General features: G+C 63.1%; 16 protein-coding genes, 1 tRNA gene and 1 other annotated feature. Of the genes, 15 read left to right on the forward strand and 2 right to left on the reverse strand.

Going from position 1 to position 19,084, the window contains the following annotated elements; all coding sequences use genetic code 11:
• Positions 1-8: 8 nt before the first annotated feature.
• The 10 genes from addA to BN2154_RS06875 all read left to right on the forward strand — a co-directional run bounded on the left by addA (position 9) and on the right by BN2154_RS06875 (position 11,740).
• Positions 9-3,611 carry a helicase-exonuclease AddAB subunit AddA gene (addA, locus tag BN2154_RS06830; protein ID WP_050618108.1) on the forward strand — a complete coding sequence of 1,201 codons (3,603 nt, stop codon included), beginning with the start codon at positions 9-11 and terminating at the stop codon, positions 3,609-3,611.
• 107 nt (positions 3,612-3,718) lie between these two features.
• The gene (gene rpmE / locus BN2154_RS06835; RefSeq protein ID WP_050618109.1) at positions 3,719-3,925 is read left to right on the forward strand and encodes a 50S ribosomal protein L31; all 207 of its coding nucleotides are present in this window, start codon (positions 3,719-3,721) and stop codon (positions 3,923-3,925) included.
• 84 nt (positions 3,926-4,009) lie between these two features.
• Positions 4,010-4,516: a flavin reductase family protein gene (locus tag BN2154_RS06840; RefSeq protein ID WP_050618110.1), complete on the forward strand. Its 507-nt coding sequence runs from the start codon at positions 4,010-4,012 to the stop codon at positions 4,514-4,516.
• 43 nt (positions 4,517-4,559) lie between these two features.
• Complete coding sequence (gene hflX, locus BN2154_RS06845; RefSeq protein ID WP_050618111.1) at positions 4,560-5,837, forward strand: GTPase HflX; 1,278 nt, start codon at positions 4,560-4,562, stop codon at positions 5,835-5,837.
• Positions 5,825-6,358: a GNAT family N-acetyltransferase gene (locus BN2154_RS06850; RefSeq protein ID WP_050618112.1), complete on the forward strand. Its 534-nt coding sequence runs from the start codon at positions 5,825-5,827 to the stop codon at positions 6,356-6,358. The genes hflX and BN2154_RS06850 overlap by 13 nt, the downstream gene beginning before the upstream one ends.
• The gene (locus BN2154_RS06855) at positions 6,355-6,981 is read left to right on the forward strand and encodes a YigZ family protein (RefSeq protein WP_050618113.1); all 627 of its coding nucleotides are present in this window, start codon (positions 6,355-6,357) and stop codon (positions 6,979-6,981) included. The genes BN2154_RS06850 and BN2154_RS06855 overlap by 4 nt, the downstream gene beginning before the upstream one ends.
• Positions 6,982-7,100: 119 nt before the next feature.
• On the forward strand, positions 7,101-8,105 hold the full coding sequence (locus BN2154_RS06860) for a deoxyguanosinetriphosphate triphosphohydrolase (protein ID WP_050618114.1): 1,005 nt from the start codon (positions 7,101-7,103) through the stop codon (positions 8,103-8,105).
• A gap of 77 nt (positions 8,106-8,182) precedes the next feature.
• The gene (gene dnaG, locus BN2154_RS06865) at positions 8,183-9,949 is read left to right on the forward strand and encodes a DNA primase (protein ID WP_050618115.1); all 1,767 of its coding nucleotides are present in this window, start codon (positions 8,183-8,185) and stop codon (positions 9,947-9,949) included.
• Positions 9,942-11,261 carry an RNA polymerase sigma factor RpoD gene (gene rpoD, locus BN2154_RS06870; protein ID WP_238072629.1) on the forward strand — a complete coding sequence of 440 codons (1,320 nt, stop codon included), beginning with the start codon at positions 9,942-9,944 and terminating at the stop codon, positions 11,259-11,261. The genes dnaG and rpoD overlap by 8 nt, the downstream gene beginning before the upstream one ends.
• A gap of 11 nt (positions 11,262-11,272) precedes the next feature.
• Complete coding sequence (locus BN2154_RS06875; RefSeq protein ID WP_050618116.1) at positions 11,273-11,740, forward strand: NUDIX hydrolase; 468 nt, start codon at positions 11,273-11,275, stop codon at positions 11,738-11,740.
• Between the two features lie 80 nt (positions 11,741-11,820).
• On the opposite strand, the gene BN2154_RS06880 is transcribed toward BN2154_RS06875, so the two are convergent.
• Positions 11,821-12,027, reverse strand: coding sequence for a helix-turn-helix domain-containing protein (locus BN2154_RS06880; protein WP_050619568.1), 207 nt, complete (start codon positions 12,025-12,027; stop codon positions 11,821-11,823).
• Between the two features lie 179 nt (positions 12,028-12,206).
• Here BN2154_RS06880 and BN2154_RS06885 point away from each other — a divergent pair, with 179 nt between their 5' ends.
• Positions 12,207-12,446: a hypothetical protein gene (locus BN2154_RS06885; RefSeq protein WP_154666653.1), complete on the forward strand. Its 240-nt coding sequence runs from the start codon at positions 12,207-12,209 to the stop codon at positions 12,444-12,446.
• An 87-nt stretch (positions 12,447-12,533) separates the two neighbouring features.
• Here BN2154_RS06885 and leuA read toward each other — a convergent pair whose 3' ends face one another.
• Entirely contained in the window at positions 12,534-14,225 is a 1,692-nt protein-coding gene (gene leuA / locus BN2154_RS06890; RefSeq protein ID WP_050618118.1) for a 2-isopropylmalate synthase, read from the reverse strand.
• A 67-nt stretch (positions 14,226-14,292) separates the two neighbouring features.
• Positions 14,293-14,525 (reverse strand) — a binding site (T-box leader).
• A gap of 136 nt (positions 14,526-14,661) precedes the next feature.
• Between leuA and BN2154_RS06895 the strand changes: the two genes are divergently transcribed.
• The 4 genes from BN2154_RS06895 to glnA all read left to right on the forward strand — a co-directional run bounded on the left by BN2154_RS06895 (position 14,662) and on the right by glnA (position 19,079).
• A tRNA-Gln gene (locus tag BN2154_RS06895) sits at positions 14,662-14,735 on the forward strand.
• Positions 14,736-14,980: 245 nt separating this feature from the next.
• Positions 14,981-15,997 (forward strand): YeiH family protein, encoded by a 1,017-nt coding sequence (locus BN2154_RS06900; RefSeq protein WP_050618119.1) that lies wholly within the window; start codon positions 14,981-14,983, stop codon positions 15,995-15,997.
• 123 nt (positions 15,998-16,120) lie between these two features.
• Complete coding sequence (gene purF / locus BN2154_RS06905; RefSeq protein WP_050618120.1) at positions 16,121-17,494, forward strand: amidophosphoribosyltransferase; 1,374 nt, start codon at positions 16,121-16,123, stop codon at positions 17,492-17,494.
• A gap of 253 nt (positions 17,495-17,747) precedes the next feature.
• Positions 17,748-19,079, forward strand: coding sequence for a type I glutamate--ammonia ligase (gene glnA / locus BN2154_RS06910; protein ID WP_050618121.1), 1,332 nt, complete (start codon positions 17,748-17,750; stop codon positions 19,077-19,079).
• Positions 19,080-19,084: the final 5 nt, after the last annotated feature.

A 19,084-nucleotide genomic window follows, 5' to 3' on the forward strand; every position in this document is an offset into this window, starting at 1 on the left:
CGTTACACATGTCCTTTCCCCTGACCACGCAGCAGCGCGCCGTGGTGACCGACCGGGGCGGCTGCCTGCTGGTGGCCGCCGCCGCCGGTTCCGGCAAGACCCGGGTGCTGGTGGAGCGGCTCCTGTCCCGGGTGGAGGACGAGGGGCTGGACATCGACCGCTTTCTGGTCATCACCTACACCAAGGCCGCCGCCGCCGAGCTGCGCGGGCGCATCGTGGACGAGCTGGCCGCCCGGCTGGCGAAAAAGCCCGGCGACCGCCATCTGCGGCGGCAGGCCACCCTGGTCTACAAGACCCAGATTTCCACCATCCACGCCTTCTGCGCCCAGCTCCTGCGGGAGTGCGGCCACCTGCTGGACCTGGAGGCGGACTTCCGCCTCTGCGACGAGGGGGAGGCGGGGGTGCTGCGACTCCGGGCCATGGACGACCTGCTGGAAAGGCGGTATGAGACCATCGGGGAGGACCCGGATTTTGCCCTGCTGGTGGACACCCTGTCCGCCGGGCGGGACGACAGCCGGCTGGTGCAGATCGCTCTGGACATCTACGGCAAGGTCCAGGCCCACCCCGACCCCTCCGCCTGGCTGAGGGAACAGCTTGCCGCCTTCGACCTGTCCGGGACGGCGGACGCGGGGGAGACGGTGTGGGGCCGGCTGCTGCTGGCCGACGCCGCACGGCAGGGGCGGTACTGGCAGGGCCGGATGGCCCACGCCCGGGAGCTGTGCGCGGGGGACGAGAAGCTGGAGCGGGGCTACGCCCCCAGCCTGTCCGCCACGGTGGAGGGCCTGGGGGCCTTTGTCGCGGCGGCGGAGGCGGGGTGGGACCGGGCGGCGGCATTGTCGGAGATCCCGTTCCCCAAGCTGGGGGCGGTGCGGAGCTGCGGCGATCCCATGGCCCAGGAGCAGATCAAGGCTATCCGGGAAAAATGCAAAAAACGGATGGGAAAGCTCCGGGAGCTGCTCCAGGACTCCAGCGCCGACCTGTTGGCCGACATGGCCCTGGTATGGCCGGCGGTGCGGGGGCTGTTCGCCCTGGTGGAGGACTTCTCCGCCGCCTATACTGCCGAAAAGCGCCGCCGGAGCCTGCTGGATTTTGCCGATCTGGAGCACCTGGCGGTGGCCCTGCTGACGGAGGACGGGGCCCCCACCGAGCTGGCGGAGCAGTGGAGCGCCCGCTTCGACGAGGTGATGGTGGACGAGTACCAGGACACCAACGAGGTGCAGAACGCCATCTTTCAGGCTGTCTCCGGCGGCGGGCGGAAGCTCTTCCTGGTGGGGGACGTGAAGCAGTCCATCTACCGCTTCCGCCTGGCCGACCCCACTATTTTTTTGGAGAAGTACCGCACCTTCCGGCCCGCGGGAGAGGCGGCGGAGGGGGAGCCCCGCCGCATCCTGCTGACCCGGAACTTCCGCTCCCGGCCCCAGGTGCTGGAGGGGGCCAACGACCTGTTCCGCGCCCTGATGTCCCGGGAGTTCGGGGAGATGGACTACGGCCCGGATGAGAGCCTCTATCCCGGCGCGGCCTTCCCGGGGGATGAGGCGGACTACGCGGTGGAGCTGGACGCCATCGACCTGTCCGGCGGCGGAGACGGTGAGGACGGCGGGGAGGGCGAAACGCCCGCCCGGGACCTGCTGGAGGCCCGGTTCGTGGCCCGGCGGGTCCAGGAGCTGCTGGACGAGGGCTTCCAGGTCTCCGATGGGGAGGGGGGGCTGCGCCCGGTGCGGTGCGCCGATATCGTGGTGCTGCTGCGCTCCCCCAATACCGTGCTGCGCCACTATGCCCGGGCCTTCGGGGAGCGGGACATCCCCTGGGAGGCCGAAGGGGGCGAGGACTTTTTTGCCTCCACCGAGGGGAACGTGGCCCTGTCCCTGCTCCAGATCATCGACAATCCGCGGCAGGACGTGGCCCTGCTCTCGGTGCTGCGCTCCCCAATCTGCGGTTTCACCGCCGACCGGCTGGCCCTGCTGCGGGGCGCGGACGGAAAGACGGACTTCTACGGCTGCCTGCTGCTGGGGGCGGAGCGGGGGGAGGCCGACTGCCTGGCCTTCCTGAAGAAGCTGGACGAGCTGCGGGACCTGGCGGGGGAGTTGAGCTGCCACCAGCTTTTGTGGCAGGTCTACGACCGCACCGACCTGCTGGGGGTCTTCGGCGCCATGGGAGACGGGGAACGGCGGCGGGGCAACCTGCTGGCGCTGGCCCAGTGTGCCCGACAGTTCGAGGAGGCCGGCCACAAGGGGCTGTTCGGCTTCCTTACCCACCTGGCCCGGCTGCGGGAGAACGGGGAGACCCTCACCGCCGCCGCCACCGGCCGGGAGGGGGCGGGGGTGCGCCTGATGAGCATCCACAAGTCCAAGGGGCTGGAATTCCCGGTGGTCATCCTGGCCGGGCTGGCCAGAAGGTTAAACCGGGAGGATATGCAGAAGCCCATGCTCTTCCACCCCAAGCTGGGGGTGGGGCCCAAGGGCCTGGACCGGGAACGGATGGTGGAGTTCACCACCCTGGCCCGGAAGGCGGTGGCCAGGCAGTTGGAGGGAGAGATGATGGCTGAGGAGCTGCGGCTGCTGTACGTGGCTGTCACCCGGGCCAAGGAGAAGCTGATCCTGTCCTGCGCCCTCACCGGAGGGGCCCGGGAGCTCCAGCGCCTGGCGGGGGACGCAGGCTGTCCCGTGGAGCCCCAGGCCCTGCTGGCCACCCAGAGCGTGGGCCAGTGGGTGCTGCTCTGTGCCCTGGCCAGGCCCGACGGGGAGGCCCTGCGGCGGGCGGCGGAGTGCTATGTGGATGTGGCCGCGGCCCCGTGCGGCCCCGCATGGGACATCCGGTGGGTGGACGGCGGACCGCTGTTCCAGGCCCCGGGCCGGCGGTCTAGCCGGCAGGAAGGACCGGAAGCGGACCTGGCGGCGGCGGACCGGGGGCTGGCGGAGCGCCTGGCCTGGACCTATCCCCACGCCGCCGACGCGGACATCCCCTCCAAGCTGACCGCCACCCAGCTCAAGGGCCGGGCCCTGGACGAGGAGGTGCGGGAGGGCGCCGGACCGGCAACGGAGCCCTCCGCCGCGCCGGCGCCTTTTGGCCGGCCCCGGTTCGCCGCCGAGGAGCTGGGCCTCACCGCCGCCCAGAAGGGTACCGCCCTGCACCTGGTGATGCAGTACCTGGATTTTGAGCGGGCAGGCACGCGGGAAGGGGCGGCGGAGGAGATCCGGCGGCTGGTGGACCGGGCCCTCCTCACCCCGGAGCAGGGCGAGGCGGCGGACCCGGCGCGTATTGCCGCCTTCTTTGCCTCGGACCTGGGTCGGGAGCTGATGGCCTCCACCAGCCTCCACCGGGAGTATAAATTTTCCATTCTGGTCCCGGCGGCGGACTATTACGCCCAGGCCGGGGCGGGGGAGAAGGTGCTGCTTCAGGGTGTGGTGGACTGCTGGTTTGAAACGCTGGAGGGCATCACCGTGGTGGACTTTAAGACCGACCGGGTGACAGAGCAAACCGTTCTGGCCCGGGCGGAGGAGTACCGGCCCCAGCTCATGGCCTACAGCCGGGCGCTGGAGGAGGTCACCGGGCGGCGGGTCGTCCGCCGGGTCCTGTGGTTTTTCCGGCTGGACCGGGCGGTGGAGGTGTGAAATTTTACGGGCAAAATGCAAAAAAACAGTTGCATTTTCTGGGAGCCTATGCTATTATACTAGTTGCGTTTGTGCGCATATCCCCGGGGAGAAAGAGGTGAACGAAAATGAAGGAAGGCATCCATCCCAACTACCAGCAGACCACCATCAAGTGCGCCTGTGGTAACGTGATCGAGACCGGTTCTACCAAGAAGGACATTAAGGTGGAGGTTTGCTCCAAGTGTCACCCCTTTTTCACCGGCAAGCAGAAGATGGTGGATACGGGCGGACGTGTCAGCCGCTTCAACAAGAAGTTTGGTCTGGACCAGAAGTAAGATTGCAGCTTTTTGGACCCGTGCCGGTTTCGGCGCGGGTCCTTTCGCATATACTGAAAGCATCTGTGAACGGGAGGAAAAGTCATGCTTGAGAGAATCGACGTCAAGACCCTGGATCAAAATGTATGTTCCCTGATCGGGGACCAGTGGATGCTGATCACCGCCGGAACGCCCGAGAGATGCAACACCATGACGGCGAGCTGGGGGGGCCTTGGAGTGCTGTGGGGGACCAATGTGGCCACCTGCTACATCCGGCCCCAGCGGTACACCAGGGAGTTTGTGGAGCGGGAGGCCTACTTCACGCTGGCCTTTTTCGGTGAGGAGCACCGCAAGGCGCTGGCCCTCTGTGGGGCCAGGAGCGGCCGGGACATCGACAAGATAAGGGAATGCGGCTTTACGGTAGCCGCCGGAGCGGGAAACGCGCCCTATTTCGAGGAGGCCGAGCTGGTGCTGGTCTGCCGCAAGTTGTACTGGCAGGACATGGACCCCGCCCACTTCCTGGACCCCGGGATTGATGGCAAGTGGTATCCGGACCAGGATTATCACCGGATCTATATCGGCGAGATTGTGGAGTGTTTGAAAAAGGTCTGACGTCCGGATGGAATACGGCGGACGCTGAGGCAACGGAGGATGTATGGCAGAGAATACGACGGAAGTAAAAGTCAATCAGGCGGTGCTGGTGGGGCTTAATTCTCCAGCCCTGGACCGGGAGGAGACCGCCACGGAGCGCTCTATGGAGGAGCTCGCCGCCCTGCTGGAGACGGCGGGGGGCGGGTGCGTGGGCACGGTGCTCCAGAACAAGGATACCCCCGATCCCAGGACCTTCATCGGGGAGGGCAAGGTGGCGGAGGTCAGGGAGCTGGCCACCGCCCAGGGGGCCGACATGGTGATCTTTGACAACGCCCTGTCTCCCTCCCAGCAGCGGGTGCTGTCCGAGGAGCTGGGAGTGTCCGTCATGGACCGTTCCGCCCTCATCCTGGACATCTTTGCCCAGCGGGCCCGCACCAAGGAAGGCCGCCTTCAGGTGGAGCTGGCGCAGTACAAATACCTGCTTCCCCGCCTCACCGGCATGTGGGGCCACCTGGTGCGGCAGACCGCCTCCGGCGGGAAATCCCCCATCGGCACCCGCGGCCCCGGTGAGACCCAACTGGAGACGGACCGGCGGCACATCCGCAAAAAGATTGCCAAGCTGGAGGAGGACCTGGAGCAGGTCCGGCGGGTGCGGGGGGTGCAGCGGGAGCGCCGCATCAAAAACGAGGTGCCGGTGGTGGCCATCGTGGGCTATACCAATGCGGGCAAGTCCACGCTGCTCAACAAGCTGACCGGCTCGGATATCCCCGCCAATGACCGGCTGTTCGATACGCTGGACACCACCACCCGCACCCTGGAGATCTCTGACACCTGCACGGTGCTCATCTCTGACACGGTGGGCTTTATCTCCAAGCTGCCCCACCACCTGGTGGAGGCCTTCAAGGCCACCCTGGAGGAGCTGTCCTTTGCCGATCTGCTGCTCCACGTCATCGACGGCTCCAATCCGGAGTGGCGGCAGCAGGCCGAGGTGGTGGACGCCCTCATCCGGGAGCTGGGGGCGGAGCAGACCCCCCGCATCGAGGTATTTAACAAAGCCGACCGGTACACCGGGGATATCCTCCCCCACGGGGAGGATATCGTCACGGTGTCGGCCCGGACGGGGACAGGGCTGGACCAGCTCATCGCCAGGATCGGCAAGCGGCTGGACGCCGGCGCCCACAAGGTTATCCTCCGCCTGCCCTACAGCCAGGGTGGGCTGGTGGACATGCTCTATCGGGAGGCTAAGGTGGAGGCGGTGGAATACGGGGAGACCATTCAGGTCACCGCCGTCTGCACCCCCAAGGTCCTGGGCCAGGTGGAGGAATTTGTATGGAACGATTAGAGACGCCCCGGCTCATCCTGCGGCCCTTCGAGGACCGGGACGCCGCCGATGTATTTGAATATGGCCGGGACCCCCGGGTGGGTCCCGCCGCCGGATGGCAGCCTCACCGGGACCAGGCCGAGAGTCTGGCGATCATCCGCACCGTCTTTGCCCAGCCCGGCGTGTTCGCCCTGGAACTGAAGGAGAACGGCAAGGTGATCGGGTCCGCCGGCTATGTGGGCGGGCACCAGACCCTGCTGCCTGGTCCGGACAACGAGATCGGCTACGCCATGAGCCCGGCCTGCTGGGGCCGGGGCCTCATGCCAGAGGCCGTCCGGGAGATCCTGCGCTACGGTTTCGAGGACCTGGGCCTCAACGCCCAGTGGTGCGGCCATTACGATTTCAACGACAGGTCCCGCCGGGTGGTGGAGAAGTGCGGTTTTCGCTACCGCTTCACCGCGCAGACCTGGGTGGAGCTGATGGGAGAGGAACGCACCGAGCTCCACTATGCCCTGACCAGGGAGGAGTGGCAGGCTCTATGACGGAATATTACATCCCGACCCGCGCCTCAGAGACGGAATTTACGGAGAAGCGCTCCCGCTTCCTCGGACATGTCTGGCGGGTGGAGAGCGAAGCGGAGGCCCGCGCCCGCATTGAGGAGATGAAGAAGCGTCACTACGATGCCCGCCACAACTGCTGGTGCTACCGGCTGCGGGAGGGGGGCGTGGAGCGCTACTCCGACGACGGGGAGCCCCAGGGCACCGCCGGCCAGCCCATGCTCAACGTGTTCCAGCGGGAGGAGGTCACCAACGTAGTGTGCGTGGTGACCCGCTATTTCGGCGGTATCCTGCTGGGGGCAGGGGGACTGGTCCGCGCTTATACGCAGAGCGCCAAGGACGCTCTGAATGCCGCCGGCATCTCGGTGGTCCGCCGGTGGACTCAGGTGACTCTGACCGTGCCTTACAGCCTGTTCGAGCGGGTAAAGCTGGAGGCGGAGAGCCTGGGCGGCGTCCTGGGGGAACCGGAATACGCCGCCGAGGTGACCATGCCCGTGCTGCTTCCAGAGGAAAAGGTAAAAACCTTTACACAGCGTATCACCGAGATCACAGCCGGCGGCGTGGTCCCGGCAGTTACCGGGGAACGCCTCAAGGATGTGCCCCGGTAAAAAGAACCGCAGAAATATGAATTTTCTGTGAAATTTTGAAAAGAGGCAGGATTTCTTCCGCCCTGCGGTGTATATAACAGCAGACCCGACTCAGACCCAAACAAGGGAGGCGGAACACCTTGACAGTGAGAGAGCGGCGCGAAGCGCTGGAGCAGCAGATCCTATCCCCCTATGCCTGCCGGTCGGTGGATTCCAGGGGACGGCAGCGCCCGGCGGAGCCCTGCCCGGTCCGGACCTGCTTCCAGCGGGACATCGACCGGATCATCCACTCCAAGGCCTTTCGGCGGCTGATGCACAAGACGCAGGTCTTTCTCCAGCCCGAGGGGGATCACTACCGTACTCGCATGACCCACACCATCGAGGTGGCCCGCATTGCCCGGACCATGGCCCGGGGCCTCCAGCTCAACGAGGACCTGACGGAGGCCGCCGCCTTTGGCCACGACCTGGGGCACACCCCCTTCGGTCACGCCGGCGAGCGGGTCCTCGACGAGATTATGCCGGAGGGCTTCCAGCACAACGTCCAGTCCCTGCGGGTGGTGGACCGGCTGGAGCAGGACGGCGACGGCCTTAACCTGACCTACGAGGTGCGGCGGGGCATCCTGTGCCACACCGGGCCAGACACGGCCGAGACCCTGGAGGGCCGGCTCCTGCGGCTGGCCGACAAGATCGCCTATATCAACCACGACATTGACGACGCCATGCGGGGAGGCATCATCTACCCCATGGATATCCCCCTGGAGATCTCCAACGTGCTGGGCTTTACCCATTCCGAGCGGATCGACACCCTGACGGTGGACATCATCGAGTCCAGCGCCGGGACCGGGGAGATCCGGCAGTCCACCGCCTGCCGGGAGGCCATGCACAATCTGCGGGAGTTTATGTTCGAGGCGGTCTACCGCAACCCGGTGGCCAAGGGCGAGGAATCCAAAGCCCAGGACATGCTGCGGCGTCTGTTTGAATACTATAGAAAAGACCCGGACAGGCTGCCCCCTGAGTTCCAGGATATCCGGGAACGGGAGGGCGTGGAGCGGGCCGTCTGCGACTACATCGCCGGAATGACGGACAACTATGCGGTGGAAAAGTTCTCTCTGGCCTTTATACCCGTGTCCTGGTCAGTCAAGTAAAGGAAAAAACCGTGACAGTGCTTTCTAGGTATAGCCCTGTCAAAGTTTGGTAAAGATACGACAAAGGGGGGACATCCTTGGCCATTCCGGCGCAATTCATCGACGAGCTTACCGCCCGGTGCGACATCGCCGACGTGGTGGCCGACTATGTGTCTCTGACGCCCAAGGGGGGAAGCCTTTGGGGCCTGTGCCCCTTCCACGGGGAGAGAACCCCGTCATTCCATGTGGTGCCGGAGAAGCAGATCTACCACTGCTTCGGCTGCGGCAAGGGCGGCGGCGTCATCAACTTCGTCATGGAGATCGAAAATCTTCCTTTTCCCGATGCGGTGCGCCTGCTGGCCAAGCGGGCGGGTCTGGAGGTGCCGGAGGAGCGGGGGAGCGCCGACCTCCGCAAGAAGCGGGAGCGGCTGCTGGCCCTGAACAAGGAGGCCGCCCGCTACTTTCATGAGACCCTCCGGTCGTCGGGCGGCCGGGCGGGGGCGGAGTACCTCTTTGAAAAGCGGCGGCTGTCCAAGGGCACGGTCACCCGCTTCGGCCTGGGTATGGCTCCCGACGGATGGGACAACCTCATCCGGGCCATGGGGGAGAAGGGCTATGACAAGAGCGACCTGCTGGACGTGGGGCTGGTGGTCAAGAGCAAGGAGGGCCGGGTCTACGACCGCTTCCGCAACCGGGTTATGTTCCCCATCATCGACCTGCGGGGGGACGTGATCGGCTTCGGCGGCCGAGTGCTGGACGATGGCACGCCCAAATACCTCAACTCACCGGACACGGTGGTGTTCAACAAGGGCCGCAACCTCTTTGCCCTTAACATCGCCAAGCGCACCAAGCTGGGGCGCATCATCCTCACGGAGGGCTACATGGACACCATCTCCCTGCACCAGGCGGGCTTCGACTGCGCGGTGGCCTCTCTGGGCACCGCCCTGACCCCGGACCACGCCCAGCTTCTGGCCCGGTTCACCAAGGAGGCGGTCATCGCCTACGACGGCGATGGGGCGGGGGTCTCGGCGGCCCAGCGTGCCATCCCCATCCTGGAGAAGACGGGCATCCAGGTCAAGGTCCTGCGGATGCAGGGGGCCAAGGACCCGGACGAGTATATCAAGTCTTTCGGCCGGGAGGCCTTTGCCCGGCTGCTGGATCAGAGCGAGAACCACATCGACTACCGCATCCGGCAGATCCGGCAGAAGTACGATCTGACCGACGACGCCCAGAAGGTGGAGTTCCTGCGGGACGCGGCGGGGCTGGTGGCCTCGCTGGCCCGCCCGGTGGAGCGGGAGGTCTACGGCGCCCGCTGCGCCCAGGCGGCGGGTATCTCTGCCGAGGCCATGGCCCAGGAGGTCAAGCGGGAGCTGTCCCGCCGGCTGAAGAAGGAGAAGAAGCAGCAGGAGCGCCGGGACCTGTCCCCGGCCCTCCAGCTCCAGCCCAGGGAGCGGGCCATGCGGTACGAGAACATCCGCTCCGCTCGGGCGGAGGAGGGGGTCCTGCGGCTCGTTCTGCTGGACCCGGAGCTGCTGAAGCGGGCGGAGCGCCTGGGGCCGGAGCAGTTCTCCGCACCGCTGCTGGCGCGGGTGTTCACCCTGCTGCGGGAGCGCTGGAGCGCCGGGCTGTCTGTAAGCCTTCCCGCCCTGGCGGGGGAGCTGGAGCCCGGTGAGATGAGCCATCTGACCGGTGTGCTGAACCAGCCGGAGTCCCTGCAGAATGCCGAGGAGGCCATGGGGGACTACATAGAGATCATAGAGACCGAAGCCGCCAAGCGGGCGGGGGACGGCAGAGCCGACCCCCTTCTGGTGATGCGGGAGAAATACCGAGAGAAAAAAGGGTACGGAGGATGCATCCATGAGTGAAAAGAAAGTGATCGCCAAGACCACGGGGGATCAAAAGCCCCAGATGACCAGCGAGGAGAAGATCGAAGCCGGCAAGGCGGAGCTGATGAAGGTGGTCGAGGGCGTTTCCGGTGCGGAGAAGGTAGCCGAGCTGCTGGAAAAGGGCAAGAAGAAGGGTAAGCTGACCTCCGGCGAGCTCATGGACGTCCTGGAGGATATGGACCTGGACTCCGAGCAGATGGACAAAATCTACGACGCCATGGAGAACATGGGCATCGACACGGCAGGAGAGGACTATCTGCCCGAGCTGGCCGAGGACGTGATGCCCCCCATCGAGGAGATCGAGGAGATTCCCGAAGAGGAGATCGTGGACCCCAATACCCTGGTGGACTCCTTCGGCATCGACGACCCGGTGCGCATGTACCTCAAGGAGATCGGCAAGGTCAATCTGCTGACCCCTGAGGAGGAGATCGAGCTGGCCCAGCATATGGGGGCCGGCGACGCCGCCAAGGAGCAGATGGAGGAGATCGGGAAGGCACGGGAGAACGGGGAAGAGGTGTCCCTCACGCCTGAGGAAGAGGCCGCGCTGAAGAAGGCCATCAAAAAGGGGGAGGCGGCCAAGCAGCGGCTGGCCGAGGCCAACCTCCGTCTGGTGGTCTCCATCGCCAAGCGGTACGTGGGACGGGGAATGCTCTTTCTGGACCTCATTCAGGAGGGCAACCTAGGCCTCATCAAAGCCGTGGAGAAGTTCGACTACACCAAGGGCTATAAGTTCTCCACCTATGCCACCTGGTGGATTCGGCAGGCCATTACCCGGGCCATCGCCGACCAGGCCCGCACCATCCGCATCCCTGTCCATATGGTGGAGACCATCAACAAGGTCATCCGGGTCTCCCGCCAGCTCCTTCAGGAGCTGGGGCACGACCCCACCCCGGAGGAGATCTCGGAGGAGATGAACATGCCGGTGGACAAGGTGCGGGAGATTCTCAAGATTGCCCAGGAGCCCGTCAGCCTGGAAACCCCCATCGGGGAGGAGGAGGACTCCCATCTGGGCGACTTCATCCCCGACGAGGACGCCTCCGAGCCCTCCGAGGCCGCCAGCTTCACCCTGCTCAAGGAGCAGCTTGTGGATGTGCTGGGCACTCTGACGCCCCGGGAGGAGAAGGTGCTCAAGCTGCGCTTCGGCATTGAGGACGGCCGCACCCGCACCCTGGAGGAAGTGGGCAAGGAGTTCAACGTCACCCGGGAGCGCATCCGTCAGATCGAGGCCAAGGCCCTGCGGAAGCTCCGCCATCCCTCCCGCTCCAAAAAGCTCAAGGACTTTTTGAACTGAGGTGCCGGACCATGGTGGAAGTAAAATTTTTTGACCAGGCGCTGGACAGCGACCTGAAGTTCGCGGTGATTGCCGCCCGCTATGAGGATCGGTGGCTGCTCTGCCGCCACAGGGACCGGCAGACCTGGGAGATGCCCGGAGGCCATCGGGAGCCGGGGGAGAGCATCTACCAGACCGCCCGGCGGGAGCTGCTGGAAGAGACGGGGGTGGCCGAGTGCCAGCTTGAGGCGGTCTCGGCCTACGGGGTCTACACCGAGGACGGGCAGCGCACCTACGGCGGGCTATTTTTCGCGGAGGTGGAGGAGCTGGGCCGTCGGCCGGAGGGCTCTGAGATCGCGGAGAACCGCCTGGTGGAGGGGCTGCCGGAGCATATGACCTATCCGGACATCCAGCCCGTGCTGCTGCAGCGCGTCCAGCAGTGGCTGGAGGAGGGGAATTACCGTCCCCTGCTGGAGGATTTGTTCGAGCAGTTCTATTGAACAGGCAGGAAAAAAGACTGCGGAGCCGTCTCCGCAGTCTTTTTGTTTCATAAAAGGCCCGCTTCCTCTGAACAGAGGGATCAACCCGCCTCCAGAAATTTGCTGGGAGGTACGTCCAGAACTTCGGAAATACGAAAAAGGGTATCGAGAGAAATTCCCTTCAGCTTGACACCGTTGTTGGCCTCTACCTGACTGATAAAGGACCAACTTTTTCCGATGCGCTCAGCAAATTGCTCCTGCGTGTAGCCGCGCATTTTTCGATAGTACGCGATACGCAGTCCCAGCATGCGATACTTATCCCGGTATTTCTCGTGCAATAAAATACACCCCTACATTATGTTACCAAAATCAGAACGTTTTTATTACGGGATAAGAGTAAGTAATTATTTACTTTTAGCGAGTAATGTGGTATTGTAAGTGAAAGGGATGTGAGAGGGGCGGTTACATGCGGCAGGGAGAAGAGCTGTTGGATACTGTATATCGGACGGTAAGGTGTACCTATTTGTCTGACCTGCGGGAGGAGCCCTATCTGGAGTCGGCGATCGGGTACCTCTCCGGCGTGGAACCTGAAGATTATCCGCTGTATCAATGGCAGGATGCCGTCCGCTACCTGACGGGAGTCAGCCTTTCTTTTGAGACTCCGGAGGCGGTGCGGGAATTCTTTGCCGGCCTGGCGGAAGGGGAGTGGGCCCCATGTCTGCCTTAGACCCAGGCCCATTGGACTGTGCGCATATGGAACAGACGACAAAAAAATTTCCCTCCGCTTTGCGGAGGGAAATTTTTGTAAATAAGCCTATTGCTTGGCGGTGACCGCCCGGTTAATGGCGGAGAGAATGCCGCGCAGCGGGGCCAGGTTGATGTTGTGGTCCACGCCTACGCCGAAGATGTCCTGCCCCTGTGCGTCCCGGAGCTGGATATAGGCCACGGCCATGGAGTCGGAGCCGGCCTGAATGGCGTGCTCCTTGTAATCCACGAAGGTGAAGCGGTCCATTTTCTGGCCGTGAATGGCGTTGAAGAAGGCGTCGATGGGGCCGTTGCCCTCGCCGCAGACCTCAAAGACGGTCTCTTTGTGCCGTAGCGTGCCACGGAAGACCACGTGAGACCGGCCCTGCACGTCCGCCGTCTCCTGGAAAGCGTGCCGGAGCAGCGTGTAGGGGCTGCTGATGTCCACATAGGCGTGTTGGAACAGCTCAAAGATGCGCTGAGGCTGGAGCTCCGTCCCGACCCGGTCGGTCTCCACCTGGACAATGTGGCCGAACTCGGCATGCATGGCTTTGGGCAGGTCGTAGCCGAAGCTCTGCTGCATCACGAAGGCGGCGCCGCCCTTGCCGGACTGGCTGTTGATGCGGATGATGGGCTCGTACTGGCGGCCCACGTCGGCGGGGTCGATGGGGAGATAGGGAATCTCCCAGAGCGGAGACCGGTTCTCCTTCCGGTACTGCACGCCCTTGTTGATGGCGTCCTGATGGGAGCCGGAGAAGGCGGTGAAGACCAGCTCGCCGGCGTAGGGCTGCCGCTCGCCCACCTTCATCTTGGTGCAGCGCTCGTATACCGTACGGATGCGGTTGATGTCGGAAAAGTCCAGGCCGGGGTCCACGCCCTGGGTATACATGTTCATGGCCAGCGTGATCATATCCACGTTGCCGGTGCGCTCGCCGTTGCCGAAAAGGGTGGCCTCGATGCGCTCGGCCCCGGCCAGCATGCCCAGCTCGGCGGTGGCCACCCCCTCGCCGCGGTCATTGTGGGGGTGCAAGGAGATGACGGCGCAGTCCCGGCTGGGGAGCTTGTTGATGAAGTACTCGATCTCGTCGGCAAAGTAGTTGGGCATGCAATTCTCCACGGTGGAGGGCAGATTCAGGATGACCTTGTTCTCCGGCGTGGCACCCAGCTCTTCCAGCACCCGCTGGCAGATGTAGACGGCGTTGTCCATTTCGGTGCCCATGAAGGACTCCGGGGAGTACTGGTAGCGCAGGTTGGTGCCGGAGCGGATGATGGGCTCGGACAGCGCGCGGATGAGCCGGGCAGCGTCCACGGCGATCTGAGTGACGCCCTCCATATCGGTGTGGAAGACCACCTTGCGCTGGAGGGTGGAGGTGGAATTGTAGAAGTGGAGGATGACGTTTTTGGCGCCCGCCATGGCCTCGAAGGTCCGCTGGATCAGGTGGGGCCGGGCCTGGACCAGCATCTGGATGGTCACGTCGTCGGGGATGTGACCGCCCTCGATGAGGGTGCGGAAGAACTGGAACTCCGTCTCGGAAGCGGAGGGAAAGCCCACCTCGATCTCCTTCACGCCGATGTCTACCAGGGTGTGGAAGAGTTCCAGCTTTTCTTCCACGTTCATGGGGTCGATGAGGGCCTGATTGCCGTCCCGCAGGTCCACGGAGCACCAGACGGGAGGAGCGGTAATCTGCTTGTCGGGCCAGGTCCGGCGCTCCATTTGGATGGGAACGAAGGGGATGTACTTTTCAGCGGGATTTTTGAGCATGGGAAACAGCCTCCAGTCTTTTTGAGTGGCCGGGAGGGATGCAAAAACGCCCCCGACCGTTGTTACGGTCAGGGGCGTATGATACGCGGTACCACCCTGATTCGGCCGCCGGTCACCCGGACAGCCCTCGTCAGCCTCCAACAAGGCTTTGGCCGGTAACGGGGCCGGACGTCCCGCCCTACTCGCGTTCAGGCGGACAGCTCAGGGGCCAGTATGCACCTGGAATCACCGCGCCGGTTCGCACCCACCACCGGCTCTCTGAGCGGGACGCACAGGTCTTGTTCCCTTCCTCGCTTTTGCTAATATTGCTCCATATTATAAAAGAATGCCGGGCCTTTGTCAAGAAAAAATCCGGCAAATAATTTTGCAAAAAAACTTGACAAATGGAATTGTTTTGGTATAATAAATCCTGCGCCTGCGATAACGGGCGCGATACAGCGGGATTGTGTAAGGGTAGCACGACAGACTCTGACTCTGTTTGTGAGGGTTCGAATCCTTCTCCCGCTGCCACCAAAACCCTGAAGCCGCAAAGGCTTCAGGGTTTCTTGTATAATGGAAAACCACTGGCTAGGCCAGCGGGTTAAAAGAGACTACGGCGATAGGTATGAGAAAGAAACTCCCTATAGTGTTTACACCAAAGCATCGCAGGAAAGTATTTTACCAAGAAAAGCGAGTGGGAATAAGATGCCCGACAGGCCACATCTTTTGACGGGGCCAGCAGCGTTTGAGTCGCGGAAAAAGGAGAAGAGAGCCATATGAAATGGATCAGAAGAAATGGACCGGGTATCCTGGTCTGCCTGTGTATCGCCGTTCCCGCCTGGTTTTTGGGGAGAACCTTTGAGGTGGTGGGAGGGCCGGTATTCGCCATCCTCCTCGGTATGGTCATGGCTCTGTTCTGGAAAGAGCAGGGCCAGGCCCGGGCCGGCATCACTTTTACTTCGAAGAAGATACTCCAGCTTGCGGTGGTCCTGCTGGGCTTTGGCATGAACCTGTCCAGTGTCGCCAAGGTGGGGGCCCAGTCCCTACCCATCATCCTGTCCACCATCACTACCTCGCTGGTGGCGGCCTTTGTTTTACATAAGCTGCTGCATATGGACGCCAAGATATCCACCTTAATCGGTGTGGGTTCCTCCATCTGCGGCGGCTCCGCCATTGCCGCCACGGCACCCGTCATCGGCGCAGACGATGAGGAGATCGCCCAGTCCATCTCGGTGATCTTCCTGTTCAATGTTCTCGCGGCGCTGACTTTCCCGACTCTGGGCGGGATGCTGGGGCTGTCCAACGAGGGTTTCGGGCTTTTTGCCGGCACCGCCGTCAACGACACCTCTTCCGTCACTGCGGCAGCGGCGGCCTGGGACGGTATACACGGCAGCAGCACGCTGGACACTGCCGCCATCGTCAAGATGACCCGTACCCTTGCCATCATCCCTATTACACTGGTGCTGGCCTTCCTTCGCACCAGGCAGGAGGAGAAGAGCGTCCGGGGCACTGGCGTAACGGTGAGCCTGAAAGAGATCTTTCCCTGGTTTGTCCTCTTTTTTGTGCTGGCTTCGGTGGTGACGACCCTGCTACCCCTTCCTGCCGCCGTCACCGGCTTTTTGAAGAGCGCCAGCAAATTCTTCATCGTCATGGCCATGGCCGCCATCGGCCTGAACACCGACGTGGTCAAGCTGGTCCGGACCGGAGGTAAGCCCATCTTTATGGGCTTTTGCTGCTGGGTGGCCATCGCCTGCGTCAGCCTGGGGGTGCAGCACTTGCTCCATATCTGGTGAGACGAAGCCGCCCCATAGGGCGGCTGGTTTCCCCTCACGGCATGAAGGTGCAAATTCCAACACAGAAAATGGGAAATTTGATATGGTAGGATTGCTTTATTCCATAGGAAATGGGGGAAACCCATGTCCATTCATGAAGAATGCGGCGTTTTTGGCATCTATGACCCGGCCGGAGACTGCGCCCGTACCACCTATTACGGGCTTTACTCCCTCCAGCACCGGGGGCAGGAGGCCTGCGGCATCGCCACCATCAACGACCGGGAGCTGTCCTATCATAAAGACCTGGGGCTGGTGGGGGATGTGTTCCATCAGGACGTCCTGGACAGACTGGGCGGGACCATGGCGGTTGGCCATGTGCGCTACTCCACCACCGGCGGCGTCCGACGGGAGAACGCCCAGCCCCTGACACTGAAATACGTCAAAGGGACCCTGGCAGTGGCCCACAATGGCAATCTGGTCAATACGCCGGAGCTGCGTACGAGCTTTGAATATCGGGGCGCGATCTTTCAGACCACCACCGATTCAGAGCTCATCGCCTATGCCATTGCCCAGGAGCGGCTGCGCTGCGGCTCGGCGGAGGAAGCGGTGTGCCAAGCGGTCAAGGGCCTGCGGGGGGCGTTTTCCCTCATCGTCATGTCGGCCCGGAAGCTGATCGCCGCTCGGGACCCCTGGGGCTTCCGGCCCTTGTGCATGGGCAGAAGGGGGCAGGCGGTGGTATTTGCCTCGGAATCCTGCGCTCTGGACGCGGTGGGAGCCGCCTTTGAGCGCGAGATCGACCCCGGCGAGATCGTAGTGGTAGAGGACGGACAGGTCCGCTCCATCCGGGAAAACTGCGCCGGCGCCACCTCACACATGTGTATCTTTGAATACATTTACTTTGCCCGGCCCGACTCGGTGATCTGCGGGCAATCCGTCCACGAGGCCCGCCTGGAGGCCGGCCGCATCCTGGCCCGGGAGCACCCGGTGGACGCCGACGTGGTCATCGGTGTGCCTGACTCCGGCCTGGATGCCGCCATGGGCTATGCCGAGGAGTCCGGCATTCCGTACGGCCAGGGCTTTGTGAAGAACCGTTACATCGGCCGCACCTTTATCACCCCTGACCAGCAGAGCCGGGAACAGGCCGTCCGCATCAAGCTGGGTGCCCTCCGGAGCACAGTCGAGGGCCGGCGGGTGGTTATGATCGACGACTCCATCGTCCGGGGTACTACCTCCCGGCAGATCATCAGCCTGCTGCGGGAGGCGGGGGCTAAAGAAGTGCACTTCCGGGTCTCTGCCCCGCCCTTCATCGCCCCCTGCTACTTTGGCACCGATATCCCGGACAAGAAGGATCTCATCGCCTGCCACCACACGGTGGAGGAAATCCGCCGGCTTGTGGGGGCGGACACCCTGGGATTCCTCAGCGTGGATGCCCTGGAGCGCATCGCGCCCAGCGCCGCCTGCGGCTTCTGTAAGGGTTGTTTTACCGAGGAATACCCCGTGGCCACCGCCGGCATGTGATGTACTTCCATCTTTTGCAGCACGGCGGGACAAATGTTGCATAAAAGCCGGAACAAAACCGGGCTTGCTCCCTGATAGTTGCAACAAAGTTGATTTGGCTTTCAAAAAGACCCTTGACAGGCGCCGGAAAATTCCTTATACTCAGAGTATCAATTGCGAACGAAGGCGTTCCGGTCCATGTGGGCGGAGCGCCTTCTTTCCTTATCGGAAACCTTTAGAATGTGTATTTCAATGATGAAAGGGGATACCCACCATGGCGTACACCAAGGAAGACATCATCCGTATCGTAAAGGAAGAGGACATCGAATTCATCCGCATGCAGTTCACCGATATTTTCGGCCAGCTCAAGAACGTGGCCATTACCGCCTCCCAGATCGAGAAGGCCGTCAACAACCAGATCATGCTGGATGGCTCGTCCATCGAAGGCTTTGTCCGCATCAACGAGTCTGACCAGTACCTCTATCCCGACCTGGACTCCTTTGTTGTGTTCCCCTGGCGGCCGCAGCACGGTAAGGTGGCCCGACTCATCTGCGACATCTACAATCCCGACGGCACTCCCTTCGTAGGCGACCCCCGCGGCGTGCTGAAGCGGGTGCTGAAGAAGGCCGCCGACATGGGCTATGACACCTTCAACGTGGGCCCCGAGGCTGAGTTCTTCCTGTTCCAGACCGACGAGGAGGGCAAGCCCACCACCAAGACCAACGACGAGGCCGGCTACTTCGACCTGGGCCCCCTGGACCACGGCGAGGGTACCCGCCGCGAGATCTGCATAGCGCTGGAGCAGATGGGATTTGAGATCGAGGCCAGCCACCACGAGGTGGCTCAGGGCCAGCACGAGATCGACTTCAAGTATGCCGAGGCTCTGAAGACCGCCGACAACATCATGACCTTCAAGCTGGCCGTCAAGACCCTGGCCCAGAAAAACGGCCTCCACGCCACCTTTATGCCCAAGCCCATCTACGGCATCAATGGTTCCGGTATGCATACCAACATGTCCCTGTTCAAAAACGGCAAGAACGTGTTTTACGATCCCGACGGAGAGAAGGGGCTGTCCAAGGAGGCGTACAGCTTCATTGCCGGGCTGCTGGCCCATGTCAAGGGCATGTGCGCCGTAACCAACCCCCTGGTCAATTCCTACAAGCGCCTGGTGCCTGGCTACGAGGCCCCCTGCTACCTGGCCTGGTCCGCCTCCAACCGATCCGCTCTAATCCGCATCCCCGCCGCCCGCGGTCAGTCCACCCGCGTGGAGCTGCGCTCGCCCGACCCCGCCTGCAACCCCTATCTGGAGCTGGCCGTCCTGCTGGCGGCGGGCCTGGACGGCATCGAGAAGGGTATGGTTCCCCCGGCTGAGATTACCGAGAATATCTTCCAGATGGACGACGACGCCCGCGCCGCCGCTGGTATCGACAGCCTGCCCGGCTCCCTGGAGGAGGCCATCAAGGCCATGCAGGCCGACCCGATGGTGCTGGAGACTCTGGGCGGGCATGTTTCCGAGAACTACATCGAGGGCAAGGCCAAGGAGTGGGACGAGTACCGCACCCGTGTCAGCTCCTGGGAGCGCGAGAAGTACATCATCAACTATTGATGGCC

This window comes from Intestinimonas massiliensis (ex Afouda et al. 2020) (assembly GCF_001244995.1).
In the GTDB taxonomy this organism is placed as follows: domain Bacteria; phylum Bacillota; class Clostridia; order Oscillospirales; family Oscillospiraceae; genus Intestinimonas; species Intestinimonas massiliensis.